This is a genomic window from Nibrella saemangeumensis (assembly GCF_039541915.1).
Taxonomy (GTDB): domain Bacteria; phylum Bacteroidota; class Bacteroidia; order Cytophagales; family Spirosomataceae; genus Nibrella; species Nibrella saemangeumensis.
Genome location: NZ_BAABHD010000001.1, coordinates 37052 through 60012, shown reverse-complemented (window position 1 = coordinate 60012; position 22961 = coordinate 37052). Strand labels below are relative to the sequence as shown.

The 22961-nt window shown below is 51.8% G+C and carries 23 protein-coding genes; 14 read left to right on the top strand and 9 right to left on the bottom strand.

Annotation, left to right across the window (positions count from 1 at the left end; all coding sequences use genetic code 11):
- Positions 1-22: 22 nt before the first annotated feature.
- The 3 genes from fdhD to pyrR form a co-directional block, all read right to left on the bottom strand.
- Positions 23-874 (bottom strand): formate dehydrogenase accessory sulfurtransferase FdhD, encoded by an 852-nt coding sequence (fdhD, locus tag ABD949_RS00265; protein ID WP_345239488.1) that lies wholly within the window; start codon positions 872-874, stop codon positions 23-25.
- Between the two features lie 80 nt (positions 875-954).
- Entirely contained in the window at positions 955-1665 is a 711-nt protein-coding gene (locus tag ABD949_RS00260) for a head GIN domain-containing protein (protein WP_345239486.1), read from the bottom strand.
- 198 nt (positions 1666-1863) lie between these two features.
- The gene (pyrR, locus tag ABD949_RS00255; protein ID WP_345239484.1) at positions 1864-2403 is read right to left on the bottom strand and encodes a bifunctional pyr operon transcriptional regulator/uracil phosphoribosyltransferase PyrR; all 540 of its coding nucleotides are present in this window, start codon (positions 2401-2403) and stop codon (positions 1864-1866) included.
- Between the two features lie 231 nt (positions 2404-2634).
- Here pyrR and ABD949_RS00250 point away from each other — a divergent pair, with 231 nt between their 5' ends.
- A complete protein-coding gene (locus ABD949_RS00250) occupies positions 2635-2928 on the top strand; it encodes a type II toxin-antitoxin system HigB family toxin (protein WP_345239482.1) in 294 nt (97 codons plus the stop codon).
- A 30-nt stretch (positions 2929-2958) separates the two neighbouring features.
- Positions 2959-3330, top strand: coding sequence for a helix-turn-helix domain-containing protein (locus tag ABD949_RS00245; protein ID WP_345239480.1), 372 nt, complete (start codon positions 2959-2961; stop codon positions 3328-3330).
- Positions 3331-3616: 286 nt separating this feature from the next.
- On the opposite strand, the gene ABD949_RS00240 is transcribed toward ABD949_RS00245, so the two are convergent.
- On the bottom strand, positions 3617-4171 hold the full coding sequence (locus ABD949_RS00240; RefSeq protein WP_345239478.1) for an RNA polymerase sigma factor: 555 nt from the start codon (positions 4169-4171) through the stop codon (positions 3617-3619).
- A gap of 370 nt (positions 4172-4541) precedes the next feature.
- Here ABD949_RS00240 and ABD949_RS00235 point away from each other — a divergent pair, with 370 nt between their 5' ends.
- The 3 genes from ABD949_RS00235 to ABD949_RS00225 all read left to right on the top strand — a co-directional run bounded on the left by ABD949_RS00235 (position 4542) and on the right by ABD949_RS00225 (position 6742).
- Complete coding sequence (locus ABD949_RS00235) at positions 4542-5408, top strand: AraC family transcriptional regulator (RefSeq protein WP_345239476.1); 867 nt, start codon at positions 4542-4544, stop codon at positions 5406-5408.
- A gap of 92 nt (positions 5409-5500) precedes the next feature.
- Positions 5501-6067, top strand: a complete 567-nt coding sequence (gene pth, locus ABD949_RS00230; RefSeq protein ID WP_345239474.1) for an aminoacyl-tRNA hydrolase — start codon at positions 5501-5503, stop codon at positions 6065-6067.
- 240 nt (positions 6068-6307) lie between these two features.
- Positions 6308-6742 (top strand): hypothetical protein, encoded by a 435-nt coding sequence (locus tag ABD949_RS00225; RefSeq protein WP_345239472.1) that lies wholly within the window; start codon positions 6308-6310, stop codon positions 6740-6742.
- 230 nt (positions 6743-6972) lie between these two features.
- Here the strand turns inward: ABD949_RS00225 and ABD949_RS00220 are convergent, their stop codons facing one another.
- A complete protein-coding gene (locus tag ABD949_RS00220) occupies positions 6973-7416 on the bottom strand; it encodes a peptidylprolyl isomerase (RefSeq protein ID WP_345239470.1) in 444 nt (147 codons plus the stop codon).
- A gap of 136 nt (positions 7417-7552) precedes the next feature.
- Entirely contained in the window at positions 7553-9616 is a 2064-nt protein-coding gene (metG, locus tag ABD949_RS00215) for a methionine--tRNA ligase (protein WP_345239468.1), read from the bottom strand.
- 50 nt (positions 9617-9666) lie between these two features.
- Here metG and ABD949_RS00210 point away from each other — a divergent pair, with 50 nt between their 5' ends.
- The 4 genes from ABD949_RS00210 to ABD949_RS00195 all read left to right on the top strand — a co-directional run bounded on the left by ABD949_RS00210 (position 9667) and on the right by ABD949_RS00195 (position 13793).
- Positions 9667-10773: an AAA family ATPase gene (locus ABD949_RS00210; RefSeq protein WP_345239465.1), complete on the top strand. Its 1107-nt coding sequence runs from the start codon at positions 9667-9669 to the stop codon at positions 10771-10773.
- Complete coding sequence (locus ABD949_RS00205) at positions 10766-11266, top strand: hypothetical protein (RefSeq protein ID WP_345239463.1); 501 nt, start codon at positions 10766-10768, stop codon at positions 11264-11266. Before ABD949_RS00210 ends, ABD949_RS00205 begins: the two co-directional genes overlap by 8 nt.
- Positions 11247-12260, top strand: a complete 1014-nt coding sequence (locus tag ABD949_RS00200; protein WP_345239461.1) for an NAD-dependent epimerase/dehydratase family protein — start codon at positions 11247-11249, stop codon at positions 12258-12260. The genes ABD949_RS00205 and ABD949_RS00200 overlap by 20 nt, the downstream gene beginning before the upstream one ends.
- 120 nt (positions 12261-12380) lie before the next feature.
- Complete coding sequence (locus ABD949_RS00195) at positions 12381-13793, top strand: tetratricopeptide repeat protein (RefSeq protein WP_345239459.1); 1413 nt, start codon at positions 12381-12383, stop codon at positions 13791-13793.
- A gap of 100 nt (positions 13794-13893) precedes the next feature.
- Here ABD949_RS00195 and ABD949_RS00190 read toward each other — a convergent pair whose 3' ends face one another.
- Complete coding sequence (locus tag ABD949_RS00190) at positions 13894-14739, bottom strand: DUF2490 domain-containing protein (RefSeq protein WP_345239457.1); 846 nt, start codon at positions 14737-14739, stop codon at positions 13894-13896.
- 127 nt (positions 14740-14866) lie between these two features.
- On the opposite strand from ABD949_RS00190, the gene ABD949_RS00185 reads away from it, so the two are divergent.
- The 3 genes from ABD949_RS00185 (at position 14867) to ABD949_RS00175 (ending at position 19000) form a co-directional block, all read left to right on the top strand.
- Positions 14867-18106: a S41 family peptidase gene (locus ABD949_RS00185; RefSeq protein ID WP_345239455.1), complete on the top strand. Its 3240-nt coding sequence runs from the start codon at positions 14867-14869 to the stop codon at positions 18104-18106.
- 131 nt (positions 18107-18237) lie between these two features.
- Positions 18238-18513 (top strand): hypothetical protein, encoded by a 276-nt coding sequence (locus ABD949_RS00180; protein ID WP_345239453.1) that lies wholly within the window; start codon positions 18238-18240, stop codon positions 18511-18513.
- Positions 18482-19000, top strand: a complete 519-nt coding sequence (locus tag ABD949_RS00175) for a TlpA family protein disulfide reductase (RefSeq protein WP_345239451.1) — start codon at positions 18482-18484, stop codon at positions 18998-19000. Before ABD949_RS00180 ends, ABD949_RS00175 begins: the two co-directional genes overlap by 32 nt.
- A 6-nt stretch (positions 19001-19006) precedes the next feature.
- On the opposite strand, the gene ABD949_RS00170 is transcribed toward ABD949_RS00175, so the two are convergent.
- Positions 19007-19558: a GNAT family N-acetyltransferase gene (locus ABD949_RS00170; RefSeq protein WP_345239449.1), complete on the bottom strand. Its 552-nt coding sequence runs from the start codon at positions 19556-19558 to the stop codon at positions 19007-19009.
- A 114-nt stretch (positions 19559-19672) separates the two neighbouring features.
- On the opposite strand from ABD949_RS00170, the gene ABD949_RS00165 reads away from it, so the two are divergent.
- Positions 19673-20827: a cysteine desulfurase family protein gene (locus ABD949_RS00165; protein WP_345239447.1), complete on the top strand. Its 1155-nt coding sequence runs from the start codon at positions 19673-19675 to the stop codon at positions 20825-20827.
- A 36-nt stretch (positions 20828-20863) separates the two neighbouring features.
- On the opposite strand, the gene rpiB is transcribed toward ABD949_RS00165, so the two are convergent.
- Positions 20864-21292 carry a ribose 5-phosphate isomerase B gene (gene rpiB / locus ABD949_RS00160; protein ID WP_345239445.1) on the bottom strand — a complete coding sequence of 143 codons (429 nt, stop codon included), beginning with the start codon at positions 21290-21292 and terminating at the stop codon, positions 20864-20866.
- A 157-nt stretch (positions 21293-21449) separates the two neighbouring features.
- Between rpiB and zwf the strand changes: the two genes are divergently transcribed.
- Positions 21450-22955, top strand: a complete 1506-nt coding sequence (gene zwf, locus ABD949_RS00155) for a glucose-6-phosphate dehydrogenase (RefSeq protein ID WP_345239443.1) — start codon at positions 21450-21452, stop codon at positions 22953-22955.
- The last annotated feature ends 6 nt before the right edge of the window (positions 22956-22961 follow it).

The following is a 22961-nucleotide window of genomic DNA, read 5'->3' as shown; positions in this document are numbered from 1 at the left end:
TGGAGGATGCAAAGAAACGATTCTATCCGGAAAAAGCTACCGGATACATAACCCGTTCGGGGACGGTATAGATGTTGAAACGTCCCTCTCGCACGAACCCCAGCAGCGTCATGCCGGCTTCGCTGGCCAGTTCAACGGCCAGGCTCGACGGAGCCCCCACGGCCGCTAGCAGCGGAATACCAACCCGCCAGGCCTTCTGCACCAGTTCGAAGCCAATCCGGCCGCTGACCAGCACACCGTACTGCTGCAGGGGTAACCAGTCCTGCCAGAATGAAGCTCCAATGAGCTTGTCGAGCGCATTATGGCGCCCTATATCCTCCCGAACCAGGTGAATTTTACCCGTGGCGTCAAACAAGGCGGCTGCGTGGAGCCCGCCGGTATAGGCAAACGTGCGCTGGAGTTGCCGCAACGTGTCCGGCAGATTGTTTATAATACCAGCGTCGATGGTGAATTTGTCGGTCAGCTTTGCCGAACAGGTTGCCTGCACGGCCTCAATAGAGGTTTTGCCGCAGATACCGCAGCTTGATGCGGTATAGCTGTTTCGCTCCAGCGCCTGCCAGTCAACTGCTAGCTCAGGCTGTAGCTCTACCCTGATTACATTGCCGGTTTTGTCGGCATCGGAGACACAATGCCGCACCGATACCACGTCGCCGGCCCGCTGGATTATATTTTCCGTATAGAGAAAACCCAAAGCCAATTCGGGGTCATGGCCGGGTGTGCGCATGGTAACGGCTATGCTGCGCTGCCGGCGATCCGCTTTGGGTCCGTAACCCAGCCGGATCTCCAGCGGCTCCTCAACAGCCAGCAGGTCGGGCTGCTCGGTGACAACTTCACCGGATACTTTTACAATCGTGACGGGGGCAACCGAAGACATAAAAAAAGCTTTTCTGCTAAACGTCCCGACTATCGGAATGTTTTAGCAGAAAAGCGTTGCCTTGTGTTACCTGAACGATACTAGTCCTGGCGCACCTTGCTCGCCCCGGATACCTGCGAGCGGACAACCGGCGCTCCGCGGTAGCGTACATCGCTGGCACCGCTGGCCTTTACCGTCAGGTTCTTATCAACCCGCACGTAGGCATTGCTGGCCCCTGACAAATCCAGGTCGGCATCCTCTACCGGAAAATCGTATGCTTCCACTTTGCTGGCTCCGGAAAGCTCTCCGCGGATAACCCCGCCGTTTCCTTTCAGAAACAGGTCAGACGCTCCTGACAGATCGATGTTAATCCGGCTGGCCGTTACCTCAACGGTTGATTTAGAAGCACCGGACAGTTTAATGTCCAGTTCACGAACATTCGTAAAACCCGTTACCGTTGATTTGGAAGCACCGGAGAAGTCTACACCCCGCAGTTCCGGCATCGTAATGTCGATGTTCATCGAATAGCGACGTGACCGCAGGGGGTTCCGGTACTTGGCATAGAGGGTACCGTTGCGGGTATAAATGTCGAGGTCTTCAACATCGCGCTGATTGCCTTTGGCTTCGATGGCAAAGGCGCTGCCCCTGGTAACGGTGATGCGGAAGGCGCTGCCCATATCGAGCCGGTCGAAACCGTTAAGCCCGTAAGTCTGGCGGGTCTCTTCGTAAGGGCCAATAAGATTGTTTTCGCAGGCGGTTAAAATGGCCAGGAAAAAGACGAAAATGGTGTGGATAAAAATTTGACGTTTCATGGGTGTGAATATTGTAAATGGTTGAACTTCAGACACCCAAATTTCCGACGATTTCTCTCGATGAAAAAATACCTTTTACTGAATCGGTTATTTCTCGGGATGAACCCGCCTTTTCGGCAGACGAACCTCGTCGGATTTCCGGGTTTTGATGCTAAGACATCCGTCCATCCCTTCCCCCCTACGCCTGCTCAAAATTTTTTATTCCATCAACCATATTCGGTCGGTTTCGGCACCCTGTTCAGTCCACTCCACTAGTACCCGCTGCGACTCTAAGGTGTTAACTCTCTTACCAATATAGTCCGGCTTAATGGGTAAATCCCGGTTATACCGCCGGTCGACCAACACCAATAATTCTATTTTACCAGGTCGTCCAAAAGCGGTCATGGCATCCAGCGCAGCCCGTACCATCCGGCCCGTAGAGATGACATCATCAATCAAAATGACTTTTTTCTTCTCCAGCAGAAAGGGAACGTGCGTGGTATTGGGGCGCAGGGGCGTGTCGCGACGCCGGAAGTCATCGCGGTAAAAGGTAGCATCCAGGTACCCCAGCGGAATGTCTTTACCCAGGGTACGGCTCAGTTCGCGCACGACCCGCTCGGCCAGGTAAATGCCCCGTGGCTGCAGACCAAGCACAACGGAATCATCGAACTGCTGGTGATTTTCAATTAACTCCTGACAAAGCCGGCTGATAACGATCTCCAGCAGCGGACTGCTCAGGATTAGGCGCTTCTGATTCATGGCCTAAATATACAGATTCAGGTACTAGAGAACCGTTAGCAGCGGACAGATTTTTAGCGGGTAGATATAGTAAAGGCGAAGTGCTGAACCAGGAAGTCACTAATAGATTGAACCAATTAATTTTATTTTCCGTAACTATCTTACACTTTTCAGAACTATTATTATATTTGTTTTACGACACAAAAACATCCATGCTTACACTGACAAGTATTAAAAAACCCCCAAACAAAAATGAGGGTAATTTCGAAAAAGGCGCTCCACCTCTTCGCAGTGAGTAATGCACAAGCCAACGACGCACTGAACGAGTGGTATCTAAAGACCACAGCCACCTACTGGCATTCGTTCAGTGACATTAAACAAACCTTCAATTCTGTTGATTACGTAGGTAATGACCGGTACGTCTTTAACGTTAAAGGAAATCAGTACCGAATCGTGGCCATGATTCATTTCCGGATTCACATGGTCTATATCCGGTTCGTCGGAACCCATGCCGAGTACGACAAGATTGATGCTTCCACGATTTGAAACAGGAAGTACATAGCCAGAGCGAATGCTATGATTTTAACCGTAGACACAAACGAAGAGTACCAACTGGCCGCCGAGGCCATTGAGGAATTGCTAAGCAAGGGCTTTGACCGTCTCAGCATCACTGAGACGGCAGAGCTCCAGCGCCTGTCTCTACTGGTGGAGAAATACGAGGATATTCATTACCCTATGCCAGTTGAGCCGGAGACTCTGCCGGAAATGATCCGGCTCCGTATGTTCCAGGAGAAGCTAAAGCAGAAGGACGTGGCCCGGCTGCTGGGTATTACCGAAACCCGGCTGTCGGAGGTGATGTCCGGCAAGCGAAGGGTCAATATGGACCTGGCCAAGCGCCTGCATGAGAACCTGCGAATACGCGCTGAGTTTATTTTAAAAACAGCCTGAATTCCTCCACGTCGGAGAGCCTGACAAAGAACAAATTAAGCCCGGATTCCAGTGTACTGATACAATCAGAGACGCCATCGCTATAAGTGAGGAGGGATTTTATAATGCATGCTTCTCAAAAGCCCACATAGCAATAGACTAAAAGTTGCTCAATTGTTTTTATGACGTGCTGATGACCAGAGCGATTAGTATCACTTCCATTATACAGCACTATTATTGGTCAGTCGGCAGTAAACCGTTTTTTACCCGTCATGTCTCTAAAGCGTCACCCAAAGTGAGGTGACTCCTACAAATAACTGCTCAGTTCTGTGTTCAGGCGTTTGAGGGCACGGCTGGAGAGGTTGGCTACGGTCTGGTACCGGATGTTCATTGTCTGCTCGATATACTGGGGCGGCTGGCCTTCGTAGAACTTCATCCGGATCACCTCCCGCTGCCGGCTGGGTAATTTATCAACCGCTTCCGATAATTTATGGTGCAGGGTACCGTGCCGTTCGGCATCAACGAGCCGGTCCTCGGCCGATAGTTCGGTGGAGGCATTCAGGTGCAACAGGCCATGCCAGGTTTCTTCGTTCCGCTTCGACTGCCTGAAATAGCTCTGCAGCTTGTGCCGGAGCGAACCCATCAGGTAAAATTTGACGGAAGTTACCGGCTTCAGCCCCGACCGGTATTGATGCAGATTGATAAACAAATCCTGAATAGCGTCTTTTACCAATTCCTCGTCAACTTCCAGCGTCTTCCCGTAGCGATACAGTTCTTTATAATACCGCTGGTACAACCGGCCAAAAGCCGCTTCACTGCCTTCCAGAAAATCCATCCAAAGCTGGTATTCAACTGCTGTCATATACGTTTTCAAGTATCAGGATTACGTTTGCTTTTCTCTGGTCCTTTCGTACTGCATCCCGTCTCAAATAAGGTCCTCCGCGGTGCGGAGGACCTTTACCCGCTTAAACCCTATAATGAAACACTCATCAGGAAAGTGGTACCTGCCGGGTAAGTCAACCCATGCACAAGCGACTATCATGGTAAATGGTGGGTTCGGAATCGTCAATTACCTTCACAGATTACAATATTTTATTGGCAAAAGAACAGTGGGTACGGTATTGCAAAGCAACAGCCGGTTACTCTTTATGTATGTTAGTAGATTGGCATATTTTTAATATATTTTGGCAATATTAGCGTAGACGCGTCATCAACTGTGCCAATTAAATGGTATGAAACCGCAATTACTGAAAGTCCCGATAGGAATTGACTACTCGTTTAGCGTCCGCCAGGATAAGATGCCGTATTTTTATAACCGTTGGCACTATCACCCTGAGATTGAACTGATTCACATAGAAACCGGCACCGGAACGCAGCTTATCGGCGACAGCATTCAGAACTTTCAGGATGGGGATGTGCTGCTGGTAGGGTCAAATCTACCCCACTACTGGCGAAGTGAAGACCGGTATTTTGCCGGCCAACCGGATATGTGGTCGACGGCGACGGTGGTTCATTTCCAGGAAAATTTCTGGGGTGAACGCTTTCTTTATCTGCCCGAAAACAGGCCGATCAGAACACTGCTTGACAAAGCGAAAGCAGGCATCCGGGTAACAGGTACCACGCAGCACCGGGTGCAGGACCTGCTGGCCCGGTTACTGACGGCACCCGGCTCGGAACGCATCCTGCTGCTACTCACTACGCTTCAGACCATTGCCTTATCCAGTGACGTAACGGTCCTCTCCAGCAGCAGCCAGTTTGCCCGCATCTCCGAGGCCGAAGCCGACCAGATCAACCGCATCTATGCCTACTCCATTGCCAATTTCCAGCGGAAGATTTCGCTGGAAGAGATTGCTGAAGTGGCCAACGTGAGTCCGAATTCCTTCTGCCGCTATTTTAAATCGCGCACCCGCAAAACGTATTCGCAGTTTCTGCTCGAACTCCGCATCGGTCATGCCTGCCGGCTGCTGCTGGAAGGAAAGCTAAGTATTGCCCAGGTATGTTACGAGAGCGGGTTCAATAATTTCTCAAACTTCAATAAGTATTTTAAGGAGCATACGGGGCTGAGTCCGTTGAAGTACCAGCAGCAGCATAGGAGTTAAGGCTACACCTGTTTTCTGCCAGGGTGTAGCGAATAGCCGTATAAATTCTCAACTTTGCGGCCTGATTGCAGAACATTCACAGGTTAAACGGAATGAGTTCAAAGTTTCTGGTTGCCGGTCTGGGCAACATTGGTCCCGAATACGCCCTCACCCGCCACAATGCCGGTTTCATGGTCCTCGATCGCCTGGCGGCTCAACATGGTTTCAGTTTCTCGATGCAGCGACTCGCCTATACGGCCGAGTGGCGGCACAAAGGCAAACAGATATACATGATTAAGCCAACCACCTACATGAACCTAAGCGGCCGGGCCGTTTTGTACTACCTGAAGCAGGAAAACATTCCGGTTGAGAACCTGCTGGTTATTACCGACGATAAAGACCTGCCGTTTGGTAAGCTTAGGTTACGGGCCAAAGGCTCGCCGGGTGGTCATAACGGTCTGCGCCATATTGATGAGGTGCTGAACTCGCAGGAATACGCCCGGCTACGCTTCGGGATTGGCAGTCAATTCAGCAAAGGAAGGCAGGTAGACTTTGTGCTGGGGCAGTTTCCCGAGGAAGAATTTGAGCAATTATCGGACGTTCTGGACCGGGCGGGCGACGCGGCCATCAGTTTTTGTACTATCGGCATACAACAGACAATGAATATTTTCAACCAATAATATAACCAAACAAAGAATTTTTCAGAAGCGAGTGAAAATATTTTTTACAAATCAATGAGTGTTAGTTCAAAATATTATTTGCTAATATTACTCTTCACAGCACCACAGGAAGCAAAATACCGTTCCCTCAAGAGAAAATTTAAAATAAAATTCTAAAGCACCCCTATACGGCACCAGCTAAAACCAAACTTATTCTCCTCATAGGGCGTTCTATCATTGTAAACAAAATAGAACAAAACTATGAAAACGCGTGTTATCTTTGCATCACTGGTTCTTGGATTAGGGTTGGTGACTAGTAAGGCAAACGCGGCTACCACCATACTTGATGATAGCCCGGCTGCCAACAAGCCGGCAAGCGCATTGCTGATCAACGGTTCAGAAAAGCAATTAGCTACCTACGTTGAGCAGCGGATCGGCCGGTCGGTCCGGAAAAGCGACTGGCAAAACTTTTACAGTATTGTCGAGTTATATAACCAAAATCCGGTAGCGCTGCTTAACTTAAAGACAGAAGCCCGTGACCAATTCAACGCGGCTGCGTCTCAAGTAAATAAGCAACTGGCGAAGCAGAAAGGTGCCGAAGCCAGCCGCTGGTACAATCAGGCCGATTACACCACACGGATTATAAATTTCCTGTGGAGTGTTGAGGCCAGCCAGCAAGCCGAACTTGAGCTTTAAGAGAAATTAAAATTCTTAAAAAAAGCTAAGTTCTCAGGAACAGAAAAGGGTTAAAGTTAGTTTTTCATGTAGAAAAGGTTAAGGGTTTAGGAATAGTCAGTATAAAGCCTCTCGCAACGATCGGGAGGCTTTATCTTTTTTATAGGTATCTACACCTGTTCCTGAATAAATACAAAAAAGCCGTACCGCCTGATTCCCTGCGATACGGCTCCAATATACGTCGTTTTTGCTTACGCCTGCTGGTCTTCCAGCACGGTTACATCAAGAATCTTATCGCCCTGCCGAATCTGGTCAATCACCTCAATGCCTTCTACTACCTTGCCGAAGCAGGTATGATTCCGGTCGAGGTGCTTGGTGTTCTCCCGGCTCAGACAGATGAAGAACTGCGAGCCGCCGGTGTTCCGGCCCCGGTGCGCCATCGACAGCACACCCCGGTCATGGTATTGGTTACCGCCGTCCAGCTCACAGGGAATGGTGTAGCCCGGTCCGCCGGCACCTGTTCCGGTGGGGTCTCCCCCCTGCACCACAAAGTTCGGGATTACCCGGTGAAACGTCACGCCATTGTAATAACCTGACTTGGCGAGGTTCAGAAAATTCTCGACGGTCTTCGGCGCGTCCTGATCGTAAAACTCAATGGTCATTGTACCTTTCTCGGTACGCATCTGTGCTTTCATAAAATCTTCAATTGTTGAATGATTGAATTATTGAATGGTTGGTGTCTCGCTTTAGGGGCGATTGTTGAATGATTGAATACCAACAGGAGTCTGGTCTATTGTAATTCAATCATTCAACAACTCAATCATTCAATTTTTAGCTCACCGTCCCCCCGTTCCAGACCTGCTTGTCGGGCGTGAGGAGGGAGAGACTGCCGTCACGGTCTTCGGCCATCAGGATCATGCCCTGCGATTCCAGGCCCATCATTTTACGGGGAGCCAGGTTGGCCAGGAAGGTTACCTGCTTACCAATAATGTCTTCCGGCGCAAAATGTTTGGCGATACCACTCAGAATTTGCCGCTGTTCGATTCCGTCATCGACTTTCAGCTTCAGGAGTTTGTCACTTTTGGGCACCCGCTCGGCTTCGAGAATGGTGCCGATGCGGATGTCCATTTTGGCAAAATCGTCGTAGGTAATCTCCGATTTAGGGGCCGGTACAGTCTTAGTGGCCAGTTCGTTCATGCGTTTGGCGTCGTGTAGTTTTTGAATTTGCTGGTTGATAACGTCGTCTTCCAGTTTGGCGAATAACAGCTCTCCCTTGCCCAGTTCGTGTCCGTCCGGCAGCAAATCGGCGCGACCGGCGTTAATCCAGGTCATCTTCTCCATGTTTAGTTGCTGGCGCAGCTTGTCGGCCGTAAACGGCAGGAAGGGCTCACAGACAATGGCCAGATTCGCCGTAATCTGCAGGGCAATGTTCATGATGGTATTTACCCGCCGGAGCGCCGGACCGTTCGGCTCGGTTTTAATCACCTGCCAGGGCTGCGTATCGGCCAGATACTTGTTACCCAGCCGCGCCAGATCCATCAGTTGCGATAAGGCTTCCCGGAAGCGGTACTGCTCAATGGCCTGCCCGATGCGGTCGGGGAACAGGGCCAGTTCATCCAGCACCTGCCGGTCGTACTCATTCGGCTCGCAGGTTCCCGGTACTTTGCCGTCGCAGAACTTCTGGGTTAGCACCACCGCCCGGTTGACGAAGTTGCCAAAAATAGCGACCAGCTCGTTGTTGTTGCGCGCCTGAAAATCCTTCCAGGTAAACTCACTGTCTTTGGTTTCGGGGGCGTTGGCGGCCAGCGCGTACCGGAGCACATCCTGTTTTCCGGGCAACTCCTCCAGGTACTCGTGCAACCAGACGGCCCAGTTGCGGGAGGTCGAAATCTTGTCGCCTTCAAGGTTCATGAACTCGTTGGCGGGCACGTTGTCGGCCAGGATATAGCTTCCCTCCGCCATGAGCATAGCCGGGAAGATGATGCAGTGGAAAACGATGTTATCCTTGCCGATGAAGTGAACCAGTTTAGTATGCTGGTCGCGCCAGTACAGTTCCCAGTCGCGGCCCTGCTCAGTAGCCCACTCTTTGGTCATGGAGATATAGCCGATAGGCGCATCGAACCAGACGTACAGCACTTTGCCTTCGGTATCCGGCAGCGGGACCTTCACGCCCCATTCCAGGTCGCGGGTCATGGCGCGTGGGCGCAGGCCTTCCTTCAGCCACGACTGGCACTGACCGAATACGTTGGTTTTCCACTCGGAATGGCTGTTGACGTACTCCTCAATCTCCGGCTGCATCCGGTCGAGTGGCAGATACCAGTTTTTGGTTGGCCGGAGCACCGGCTGAGAGCCTGACAAGGTAGAGCGGGGATTTTTCAGTTCGGTCGGGCTCAGGGCGGAGCCGCAGCGCTCGCACTGGTCACCGTAGGCGTTTTCGTTGCCGCAGACCGGGCAGGTACCGATGATGTAGCGGTCGGCCAGAAACTGCTGCGCCACCTCATCAAAATACTGCTCTGATACCTCCTCCACGAAATTGCCGTCGTTGTAGAGCTTCAGGAAAATCCCCTGTGACGTTTCGTGGTGAATGGAATTTGAGGTTCGTGAATAGATGTCGAACGAAATACCAAATTCTTCGAACGCCTTTTTTATCTGGACGTAGTATTTATCGACCACCTCCTGTGGGGTGACACCGTCTTTTTTGGCTTTGATGGTAATGGGTACACCATGCTCGTCGGTACCGCTGATGAAGGCCACATCCTTGCCGGTACTGCGGAGGTAGCGCACGTAGATGTCAGCCGGCAGGTAGCACCCGGCCAGGTGACCGATATGAATAGGTCCGTTGGCGTAGATCAGGGCCGCCGTGACCGTATAACGCTGTGGATTTTCTAAGGACATGCCGTCAGTGAATTTTGCGCAAAATTAGTAATTCAAGTCTGAACGTTGTTATGTTTACGCAAACAGGCTGCACGGGCCGCACGCCCGCTCGTTCATACAGGACCATGGAAAGCACCAATAATTTCCTTCAGTGGGTTGACATCAAAAACTTTAAGTCCATTAAAGACCTTCGCGTCGACTGCAAGCGGGTCAATGTATTCATCGGCAAGCCGAATGTGGGGAAGTCGAATATTCTGGAGGGGTTAGCGTTGTTGGGGGCCAGTCTTAATCACGAGAAATATTTAAGCGGAGCAGTAAGGTATGAGGAGTTAAGAGATTTATTTTATGATAGTGACCCAACTAACCCTATCAATGTTTTTTCCAATCAGATAAATACAGTGTTGCAAAGGTCTAATATTGAGGAAGACAGCAATGATGACAAGTTTGCACTTATCAAGAAGAATACGGAAGTCACCTACTACAGAAACTTCTCATTAACAAGCAAAGGAAAAGCATTCATTGCCGGGTCTCTAGAAACAGAAGAGGCTGAAGAAAAGACTGATTTTGAAATATATCGGTCCAGTCAGATTAAAAAATACGATTTCTTAAATATAAGTAACTTCAAAGCAAGTTTTAGTAAGTACCTGCTTCCCCATCACGGTTATAATCTATACGCCGTTATAAACAAAAATAAGAACCTTTGGGAGGAAGTTGCATCTCTTTTCAAAGAACAGAACCTAGAATTTGTATTAATAGACCGCGAACAACGCTTTGTTCTTCAGAGACGGGAAGGCCACGTCGCCAAGCAATACCCTTACTTCAGCATAGCTGATACTTTCCGGCGGTTCATTTTTTACATCACTGCCATTGAGTCCAATAAAGACTCCGTTATCATTTTCGAGGAACCCGAGGTACATTCCTTTCCGCCGTATACGCAGGAACTGGCGTACCGCATGATTTACGATGAGAATAATCAGTACTTTATCTCTACGCACAGTCCATACATGCTGCACCCGTTCATCGAGAAAATGAACTACAGTGACCTCAACGTCTTTATTACCTACTACAAAGATTACGAGACACATGTCCGGGCGCTGACGGAGGAAGAGCTTCGTGATATTCTCGATTACAGTACCAACATCTTTTTCAACCTTGATAAGTTTGAGCCGAATGCCTGAACACGTCCGCCTATACCCGGAATGTCACGCAGATACGGCCTTAATCACGTTCTTTGTCCCTGACAGCCGGATTATCGAACACGCTGCGGGTATCAACGAAGTATCGAAAGCCTTACAGCAGGTGCAGAAAGTGGATACTACCCTAATCGGCATTGTCGATAATGACAAACACAAACCACGTTACCTGGACTTATTTAAAACAGTAGCGGAGGAAAATAAAATCTGCTTCAGGCATAGGCCCGGCTCAAACCAGTACCTCATTATTATCGACAAAGCGATTGAAACTTTCCTGCTCTGGAACGCCGGCCAGGTAGGTATCTCTATTTCCGACTATGGCTTTGAACCCGCTATCCGGAATTTTGGGTTACGCCTGAAGCGCAGAGACATTGAAACGGAGCCTGACTATCTGCGGCTGCTAAGTGACCTTTATACTAGCCAGGCTCCCGGCTTTCTCACTCTTGAACGCATCCTGAATGACTTCATCACTACCTGATACGGTTTTCATTACCGGCGCTACCGGCTTTATCGGCAGCCACATTGCCCGGCGATACCTGGCCGCAGGGCGGGCGGTCGAAGCACTGTACCGCCCCGCCAGTGGATACGGCTTACTGACCGATGTGGCCGACCGCATCACCTGGCATGAGGGTGACATTACCGATATTCCCTCTCTGCAAGCCGCTATCCGGCCGGGCATGGCTGTGATTCACGCGGCTGCCATCGTCTCGTTTGTGCCCAAAGACCGGCCGCGCATGGAGAAAATAAATGTGGAGGGTACGGCCAATGTGGTCAATGTCTGCCTGCAAGCTGGTATCCGCAAGTTAGGCTACATTAGTTCGGTGGCCGCGCTCGGACGACCCAGCCCTAAGGGAATTATACCGGGGCAATCCATTGTTATTAATGAGAACCAGAAATGGGAAGAATCACCGCACAACTCGTTTTATGCCCAGACCAAGTACCGCGCTGAGTTGGAAGTCTGGCGCGGGGTTGCTGAGGGCCTGAATGTTGTGATGGTGAATCCTTCTGTGGTGTTGGGCGAAGGTGACTGGACCCGCAGCAGCGTGCAGTTGTTTAAATACGTCTACGACGAGAAGCCGTTTTACACGGACGGCACCATTAATTTCGTTGATGTAAAAGATGTAGCCGACGCCGTTTACGAATTGATGCAAACGGAAATCGTGAACGGCCGGTTCATTCTGAACGCCGGCACGCTGCCGTATAAAGAATTACTGGAACAGATGGCCACCGCCATGGGTAAGCGCCCGCCGAGGGTGCGAGTGTCGCCGGCAGTGGCTAATATATTATGGAGACTAGAAGCAGTACGGTCGTGGTTTACGGGCAAGCCTCCGCTTATTACGAAGGAGACGGCCCGGTCGGCCAGCCAGTCGTACCGCTTCGACAACCGGAAGCTCATGCAAATGCTTGACTTTCATTACCGACCACTCGACGAGACGCTCCGGCGGGTGGCGACTGCCTTAAAGGGGTCGTAAAAAATCGGGTTGGGCGTTTGCGTTTTCGGTTTTTATCAGTATTTTTCTTGTGACAAGATAGCCCGCGCCCGTGGTGCGGCCCCTATCCGAAGGCACTACTTAACCCGTTGAGGTACTCACATGGAGCAAGAGTTTGAGGAAAGAGAAGGCGATATCAAAGATTCGCTTCGGCGTTTTGAGCAGATGCTCGACCGGAAAGAAAATCAGTTTTTTGACCTGGATGTCTATGAGCAGATAGTGGAACACTATCTCGGCGAAGGCGACCTCGACAAGGCCCTGAAAGCCTGTGAAGCCGGACTCGGCAACTTCCCGTACTCACTGGAACTTATGCTCGACAAGGCCCAGATTCTGGCCAACAACAGCAAATTTGAAGAAGCCCTCGAACTGCTCGACCGTGCCAATCTGTTCAGCCCCACCGATCTGGATATTCAATACATGCAGGGGACTATCCTGAACATGGCGGGCCGGTTTGAAGAGTCGGTACAGGTGCTGGAGGAAATGCTCGACCGCACGGAAGATAAGGATGACATCTATTTTCAGATTGGTCAGAGTTACCAGAACTGGGGAAAATTTGACGAGGCCATTGACTGTTATAAAAAATCGATTCATCTCAACATCAACAACGAAAATGCGCTGTATGAACTGGCGTTCTGCCTGGACATAACCGGCGAACTGGAAAACAGTCTGTCGTACTACCAGCAGTTGATCGACCGGGACCCGTATTCGTACAATGCCTGGTACAACATCGGTATTGCCTACAGCAAGCTGGCCCGCTTTGCCGAAGCCGCCGAGGCCTACGATTACGCTACGATTATAAAAGACGATTTTGCGTCGGCGTATTTCAACCTGGGCAATACCTACATGAATTTAGGCCAGTTTGAAAAAGCCGAGCAGGCCTATATCGATACGCTGAAGCACGAGGAACCCACGGCCGAAACGCTGTGCCACCTGGGGGCCAGCCTGGAAAAACAGGATAAGTTGCAGGAGGCTATTGTTCGCTACCGGGAAGCCATCCGGGTAGATGGGCTGTGGGACGAAGCCTGGTATGGCCTGGGTGTGTGCCTGAGCGAGCTGGGTAAATGGTACGAAGCGCTGCCGTTCCTGCGGAAAGCGGTTAAGCTGAACGAACAGAATGGCGAATACTGGCTGGCCATTGCCGAAACGGAGTACAAGATCGGCAATGTGATGTCAAGTGTCGAAGCGTTTGAGAAAGCGGCTGAGGTTGACCCGGCCAATCCGGATTCGTACCTGATCTGGTCGCTGGTGCCGTTTGACCAAGGCAATTACCTTCGGGCGAACGAGATCATCCAGATGGGTATTGATGAAATGCCTAAAGAAGCCGATTTGTATTACCGGGCTGCGGTTTACCTCATCCATGCCGGTTATTATCGTGAGGCCCTGCTGAACCTGGAAGCGGCCCTGACGCTGAACTACGATGCGCACGTGCAGCTGTTCGAGTTTTTCCCGGAACTGGAAAAGCAGAAGGCGCTCTACAAAATTATTCAGCAATACCGTAAACCTGAATCTGAATAGATTTAGTACCACGCAAACAAAGCCACCTTCTGCACATGAGGGTGGCTTTGTTATTTATGGCCTATGTACGAACCCCCGTCCCGGTGGTTCGTACAGTCGCTTAGCGGTCCCTCTTCCGCTCAAACCACTGCGTGGCATTTTCGGCGTAGAGGTAGACATGCAGCGCATTGTTGAACCGAAAGGTCCGGACCTGCTCGGCTGCGCGTTTATTGATGCTAAACTGATTTAGATAGCCTAGCTCTACCCGGATAGACTTATTCAGGTACCTGCCCAATGCCAGTAATGACCGGTTCTGGTTGAAACTGATGGATTTGTCGGAGACCACGACCATGGGTTCTACACTCAGATGGGAGTACCAGCGCTTCTCATCGGGCGTGCGCTGAAAGATGGGATTTAGCCAGCGAGCCATTGCCCGCACCCGCACGTCGAACCGGTCGGCCAGCACCAGCTCGGGCTCACCATCGGCCAGAAAGAGGTACGAGCGCGAAACGGTATCCAGTGCCGAGGGCCAGCGTAACTCCGTGCGATACCGCTGGATAAGCTGACCATCACCCACCGGCCGGGTAATCTGTAGCTGCGGAATAATCCGGATTTCCTGGAAAAACTTTGTCGAAGGATCTTCCAATTCCCGCTGCCAGTTCCACCACAAACCGACCGGCGATAAGGATAGCTTTACCGATTCGCTCACCTCATAGGCAATCCAGGGGCGAAAAACCTGCAACAGTGGATAGCGGACGATATTCCAGTCGCGGGTACCGACATCAGCCGCCTGCCGCCGGTACTGATGGTCAATCTGAAAACTCCACGGGCCTTTGGTTTTGTACACCAGGTTTACCTCCGTCCAGAGCATCTGGCGGTTTTCGGCTACGTTTGTATACGCTCCGGTCTGCGCCCAAACGGTACCCGAAAATAATACTAAAATCAGACTAAGACAGACTTTTACCATAGTGTGAATGCTGAAAAGTAAAACCCGCCTTGAGTGAAAGAGTTTTCAACCAATCACTGTAACTTTGTTAGTTACCTGGGTTTATATCTTCTCCAGGTTGGCCGCTTGTACTTAATTTAACCACTTCATGCGCAATCTTTTTACCCGTCTGCTTCTTCTGGTGGCCGGTATCGGGTGCTCGCTCCCGCTTTGGGCGCAGACGCCCTCCTGGCTCCGCTACCCGGCTGTGTCGCCGGACGGCAAGACCATCGTCTTTACTTACAAAGGTGACCTCTGGAAAGTCTCCGCTACGGGCGGCAGTGCCACGCCACTGACCTTCCACGAAGCCCACGACTTCATGCCGGTTTGGTCCCGCGACGGCAAGTCCATTGCCTTTACCTCGGACCGCTACGGCAATTTTGACGTGTTTATTATCTCCGTTGATGGAGGTGAAGCCCGGCGCTTAACCTTTCACTCGACCAACGAGTATCCGTACGACTTCACACCAGACGGCAAGAGCGTGGTCTTTGGTGCAGCGCGTCAGGATTTAGCAACCAACCGGCAGTTCCCGACCGGCTCGCAGCCGGAGTTATACAAGGTGGCGGTCAACGGCGGTAAGTCAGAGCAGTTGCTAACGACACCGGCCGAAGAAGTGAAGTTCAACCGTGACGGCTCCCGGCTGGTGTATCACGACAAAAAAGGCGGTGAAAACCCCTGGCGCAAGCATCATACCTCATCCATTGCCCGCGACATCTGGACGTACGATGTTAAGACCGGTAAGCATACCAAAATCACCAGCTTCAACGGTGAAGACCGTAACCCGATTTTTGCCGACAACGACAAAAGCCTGGTGTACCTGAGCGAAACCAACGGCTCATTCAATGTGCATAAACTGTCGCTGGATAACCCGGCCAAACCGGAAGCGCTCACCTCGTTCAAAAAACACCCGGTGCGGTTTCTGAGCCAGGCCAATGACGGTACGCTCTGCTTCAGCTACGATGGCGAACTGTATACCCTGAAGGTCAACGCCAAGCCGCAGAAGGTAGCCGTTACCATTGTCGCCGACGCCCGCAGCAACAACGAGCGGGTGCTGCCCATTGCCGGTGGGGTACGCGATATGGCTGTTTCGCCCAACGGAAAAGAGGTGGCCTACATCTTCCGGGGTGAAGTATTTGTCAGCTCCGTAGAGGGAGGTCTAACCAAACGCATCACCAACACACCCGAACAGGAGCGCAGCGTCAGCTTCTCGCCGGATGGAAAAGTGCTGCTGTACTCGTCTGAGCGGGGCAATTCCTGGAAGATTTACGAAACCCGCCGGAGCCGTTCCGAAGAGCCGTATTTCTATGCCTCCACGGTGCTGAAAGAAACTCCGCTCATCACCAACGAAAAGGAGAACTACCAGCCCGCCTATTCACCCGACGGCAAAGAAGTAGCTTTTATTGAAGACCGGATGACCTTGAAGATTCTGAACCTGGTCACGAAGCAGACCCGCACCATTCTAACGGATAAAGAGCTGTTCTCCATGGGTGACAACGACCAGTATTTTCAGTGGAGCCCGGACGGCAAATGGCTTCTGTTCGATTACAGCGTGCCGGGTATTGCCGCCGGTGAAATTGGTCTGGTGCCGGCCGATGGCAAAGGCAAGGTAACGAACCTGAGCGAAAGCGGCTTCCAGGATTTCCGGCCCAAGTGGGTCATGGGCGGCAAAGCCATGCTATGGTTCAGCAACCGGGATGGCTTGAAAGCCGTCGCGCAAAGTGGCGGTTCGCAGGCCGATGTATACGCTATGTTTTTCACCCAAACCGCCTGGGATAAGTTCAAGCTGAGCAAAGAAGAAGCTGCCCTCGCCAAAGAACTGGAAGAGAAAACCACCAAAGCCGATACCACTAAGGGAAAGACCGCCAAAAAAGATACCGCCGTTGCCATTGACTGGGATGGCCTGACTACCCGCCGGGCCAAACTGACGATTCACTCTTCGTCGCTGGCCGATGCGCTCATCAGCAAAGACGGCGAGAACCTGTACTACCTCGCCCGCTTCGAAAAAGGCTTCAATCTCTGGACTACCAACCTGCGCACTAAAGAAACTAAAATGCTGGTGACGCTGAACGGCGCGGCCGGGAGCCTGGTCTGGGACAAAGACCAAAAGTCTATCTTCCTGAACGCCGACGGCCGCATCCAGAAAATCGACCCCACCAGTGGCAAGCAGGAGAGCATCAGCATCAACGGCGACATGAACCTCAACGTAGCCGCCGAACGGCAGTTTATGTTCGAGCATGTCTGGCGACGCACCAAGAAGACCTTCTACACCGCCACCATGCACGGTGTCAACTGGGACAGCTACAAACCTGACTACGAGAAATACCTGCCGCATATCGGCACCAACTACGAGTTCTCCGAAATGCTGTCTGAATTGCTGGGCGAACTGAACGTCAGCCACAGCGGCTCCAGCTACGCGCCAACGGCTACCAATCAGGACGCTACCGCATCACTGGGTGCTTTTTACGATATTACCTACACCGGCAACGGCGTGCGGGTGGCGGAAGTCGTGAAAGACGGTCCGCTGGACAAAGCCGGGCTGGACGTTCGGGCCGGTATGGTGATTGAATCCATCGACGGCGAACCCATTGCGCCGGAGCGTGATTTGGCGCAGTACCTCAACCGCAAGGCCGGTAAGAACACGCTGTTGACGATTGTTGATGGTACGACTCGCCGGGAAATCATTGTGAAGCCGGTTTCGATGGGGGAAGAAAGCCAGTTGCTGTACAAGCGCTGGGTAAAACGTAACCAGGACGAGGTGGAGAAACTGTCAAACGGAACGCTGGGCTATGTCCATATTCCGGGCATGAACGACGGCGCGTACCGAAACACTTACGAGGAAATTATGGGTAAGTTCGCTAACAAGAAAGGCGTTGTGATCGATACCCGTTTCAACGGCGGTGGCGACCTGGTCGCCGACCTGGCGATGTTCCTGTCGGGTAAGAAGTTCATGGACTACACCACCGATACCCGCTCCAACGGCTACGAACCCAACTTCCGCTGGACCAAACCCAGCATTTCGCTGGCCAACGAAGCCAACTACTCCGACGGCCACTGCTACGCCTTTACGGTGCAGGAAGTGAAACTCGGTAAGCTGGTGGGTCAGCCGGTGCCGGGTACCTGTACGTTTGCCGGCTGGGAGGCTCTGCAGGACAACAGCATCCGCTGGGGTGTGCCACCCCTGGGCGTAAAAGCCATGAACGGTAAATACCTGGAAAACTGGCAGACCGAACCCGATATCAAAATCTGGAATGACTATGAACTGGTTAGCAAAGGCAAAGACCAGCAGTTGGAAGAAGCCGCTCGGGTCCTGATGGCTGAAATTCAGGGGCTGGTGGCGGAGAAGAAGTAAGCGATAGTGCGAAATCTTAAAAGGGCGGCTTTGACGAGCCGCCCTTTTGTTTATTCCATTAACTTGCAGAAAGCAACCTATTAACTTTTCTTTGTATACTTACCAGGCATATTTATATATATAACTATCATATGTCCTTTCTAAACAACGTTTTTACGAGTATAGTCCTCTGTCTGCTCTCCTCCTATAGCTTCGCCCAAACCATAATTCGCACCGACGCTTCCCCACAGATTCACCGGAGTGGTATTGCCTCTACATTTGAATTGAATGAAAACACACCCATATTCGATAAGGCTACCGATAAGCGCATTCCGTATCGGGAATACACTCAACTCCTAAAAGAGAACCCAAACGGGTATCATCTGGAGCCGGTGTATGACGAGTCACGGGAAAGCAACAACCTTTAAGCTTCGTCCGACAACGCCGGAAGAACGAGAAACCCGGATATTTAGAAGTCTCGGAGCCAACGAGAAACCTCAGGTTGGAGCAGAGATTCCATTGTTTATCATGCAGGGTATCGACGGTAAAACGTACCGGTCTACCGACCTGAAAGGGAATGTAGTGGTACTCAGTTTCTGGATAAGTCTGAACAAGCCGTTTTGGGGTGAGAAACAGGCGACTGGCCTATCCCAAGTGCTTCAGCCGTTCCAGACCGAAACCGGTCTGATATCGCTGGGTGTTCTAAACAATACGGAGCAGGAGGTCAAGACGTTTCTGGTCAGTAATACGGTTCCATTTGTTCCCGTTCCGGAATCGTACGGCTTTCACAAAAAATATCAGGTCACTCGCAGTCCATCTTTTTTAGTGATCGATCGGACGGGTAAAATAGCCGCTTTTATTGAAGGAGGAGAGTACGAAGCGTTAAAAGCTTCCCTCAGACAGGTAACGAAATAAACTCAGTCACCGCCAGTCCCAAACAATGACACACCACCGGTCGGTTTCATCTTCGTACTCAGCAATGGATGTAAAACCGACCCGCTGGTGTGCCCGTAGGGAGCGGGTATTGCGGGTGGCTACTTCCGTTACACACAGGTCAAAGTCGGCCGATAAGCGATCACGATGGTATTGATACAACCCATCGAAGACGCCTTGTCCACGGTACTTTTCCACTACGCAGATTTGGCCCATCACATAATACGAATAGCTGCCCACCAGTTGTCCGTCGTACTCCAGTGTATCCAGCAGGTCGAACATAGGTTGCAGCACGGGTATGAAAGAACGAAAGGAAGTTGGCATCACCAGGGCATAGCCCGCCAGTTGGTCGCCATCTTTAGCGATGATCTGCGGGGCGGCTGCATTCATCTGCTGCAATAAGGGCAGGGTGTGTACGACCGTAACAAAGCCCTGCTCCTGCTGCTGTTCGGGGGTAATTATTTTGGCGAGATTCTGCTGCTGGAGGGCCAGAATCTGTTGTAAATCATCGTCGGTAGCAGCGGTGGTGTAGCGAATCATTTTGGCATACAAGGCGTTGATTAGGTGAATATCGGATAACTTTTGATTTGCCGGAAGACTCGTGAGGACTTGCTGTCGTTACGTTTCTCCGCAGCAACCTATTATCTTTGCCCTATGCAACGCGTTTACCTTGATAATGCAGCCACCACCCGGCTCGACCCGGATGTGCTGGAGGCCATGCTCCCCTGGATGACCGAGAACTTCGGCAATCCTTCTTCCATTCATGGCCATGGCCGCATCGTCCGGTCGGCGATTGAAAAAGCCCGCAAAACAGTGGCGACGTTACTGAATACGTCTCCCTCCGAACTATTTTTTACCTCCGGCGGCACCGAAGCTGATAATACCGCCATCCGCTCGGCCATTGAAACCTACGGCCTGACGCACGCCATTACCTCGCCCATCGAACACCATGCCGTGCTGCACACGCTGGAGCATATGGCACAGCAGGGTACCATTCAACTAAGCCTGGTCCGCATCGACGAGAAAGGTGACATCGACCTGACTCATCTGGAAACGTTGCTGCACAATAATCCGCGTTCACTGGTATCGCTCATGCACGGCAACAACGAAATCGGTAACCTCCTCGACCTGAATGCCGTAGGTACCTTGTGTAAGCAGTACGATGCTATTTTCCATTGTGATACCGTGCAAACGATGGGGCACTTTCGGCATAACCTACAGCAGTTAAAAACCGATTTCATCGTCGGTGCCGCGCATAAATTTCACGGGCCGAAGGGAGTAGGGTTCCTCTACGTCAACGCCAACAATCGCATTCACCCGTTCATTTATGGGGGTGCCCAGGAGCGAAACATGCGAGGTGGCACCGAAAACGTTTACGGTATTGTCGGATTGGCGAAAGCGCTGGAGATCGCCTACCGCGACATGGACGAACACCGGCGGCATATCGAAGGCCTGAAACAGCGCATGATTGACCGCCTGCGCGAAAAGATTGACGATGTCCGCTTCAACGGCAACTCCGCCGACCTGTCGAATAGCCTGTATACCGTGCTGAGCGTGAGCCTGCCAGCCTCCGACATCAGCGACATGCTGTTGTTCAACCTCGACATTGCCGGTATCTCAGCCTCCGGCGGCAGTGCCTGCTCCAGTGGCACCAACGTAGGGTCACATGTACTCTCGGCTTTACCCGGCATCGACCCGGATCGGGGCAACATCCGCTTCTCCTTCGGCAAATACAATACGGCCGACGAGGTTGACTTTGCTGTGGATACGCTGGCGGGGGTTTACCAGAAAGAAGCGAAGCTGGCTTGATTTACGAACCCCCGTCCCAGTGGTTCGTACAAACGCCTACGTATCCAGCATCCGTATCCGCTGAATGTGCCGACCGCCCTCAAACGGTGTATCCAGCCATGTTTTTATGATCTCCAGGGCTGTTTCCTCAGACACCATACGCTGGCCGAGGGAAATAACGTTGGCATCGTTGTGCTCCCTGGCCAGGCGGGCCGATTCTATATTCCAGCATACGGCGCAGCGAACGCCTTTTACCCGATTGGCGGTCATGGCCTCTCCATTTCCGGAACCACCAAGTACTACGCCCCGCTCGGCTCCTCCACGGGCCACGGCTTCGGCTACCGGGCGGATGAAGGCGGGGTAGTCGACGGGCTCTTCCGAAAAGGTACCGTAATCGGTGACATCATGGCCTAAGCCAATCAGGAATTGCTTAATTTTCTCTTTGTATGGGTATCCGGCGTGGTCGGAGCCGATGGCGATTTTCATAAGCGTTGGTCGTTAGTGTGTGAACGGGTAGGATGTGGTGCGCCAAAAGTAGGCTATTCCCTCAGTAAACAGAAGTCGTAGCCTCAATGACTTGCACCAGACGAAGGGTGTCGGTATATTTCGGGGCCCTAGGGCACCAACACCAGACTTCTCTGCCATGGCCTCATCAACCAAACCAATCCCACCCACCATTTTGTTTATCTTCGGCGGCAGTGGCGACCTCAACTTCCGGAAACTGAGCCCGGCCCTTTACAATCTGTACCTCGATAACTACCTGCCCGAACGCTTTGCCATTGTGGGCATCGGTCGCAGCGAGTATTCCGACGTAACCTACCGGAAGCGGCTGCTGGAGGGTATTCAACAGTTTTCGCGACGTAAGGACCAGGCCAACGGCGATTGGGATCAGTTCGCCAACAGTGTTTTTTACCTGCAAATGGACGCCGGTGATGAGGCCTCCTACCAGAAGATCCCCGATTACGTTCAGCAGAAAGAAGCGGAATGGAGCCACAAGGTTAATGTCATTTTCTACCTGGCGGTAGCGCCACAGCTATTCGCCGATATTGCTACCAAACTGGGTACGTTACCCATGTGCGCCAATCGGCCGTGCGTACGCATTGTCATCGAAAAGCCTTTTGGGCATGATCTGACGAGTGCACAGGAACTGAATCAACTCCTTACCAAACTCTTTACAGAGGAGCAGATTTACCGCATCGACCACTACCTGGGCAAAGAAACGGTGCAGAACATTCTGGCGCTGCGTTTCGCTAATGCGCTGTTTGAACCGCTTTGGAATCGGAATTATATTGAATATGTTCAGATTACAGCTGCCGAGACGGTGGGGGTAGAAGGCCGGGGCGGCTACTACGAAAAAGCCGGGGCCCTGCGTGATATGGTGCAGAACCATATTCTGCAACTGCTCTGTATGGTGGCCATGGAAGCCCCTGTCTCGTTCGACGCCAACGAGATCCGCAACAAAAAGGTCGATGTACTCAAAGCCATCCGCCGGATACCGCCCGATGAGGTGCGTGATTATGCCGTTCGGGGTCAATACGGCGCAGGTTGGATGAAAGGCAAAGAGGTAAACGGTTATCGGCAGGAAGAAGGTGTAAAACCTAATTCACCGACAGATACCTTCGCGGCCGTGAAACTGTTTATTGACAACTGGCGCTGGCAGCATGTACCGTTCTATGTTCGCTCCGGCAAGTACCTGCACGAAAAAACCACGGTTATTACCATTCAGTTTAAACCGGCCCCCCATTATGCCTTCCCGGCAGAGGCCGCCGAAACCTGGCGACCCAACCGCCTGATTATTAGTATTCAACCAGAGATGGACATTCGGCTGCGGTTCCAGGCTAAGCGACCGGGACAATCGATGACGCTCAACCCGGTCGATATGGTCTTCAGCTACAAGGATGCCTACGACGGACAGGAGCCGGAAGCCTACGAAACGCTGCTGCTGGATGTGATGGCCGGTAACGCCACCCTGTTCATGCGCGCCGACCAGGTTGAAGCGGCCTGGGAGGTAATCATGCCTATTCTGGAAGCATGGGAGAAGCGCCCGCCCATCGACTTTCCCAACTACGCCCCCGACTCCTGGGGTCCCGAAGATGCCGAAGCCCTCATTGCTCAGGACGGCCATCATTGGGTAACGCTGCCGAAATAAACACCC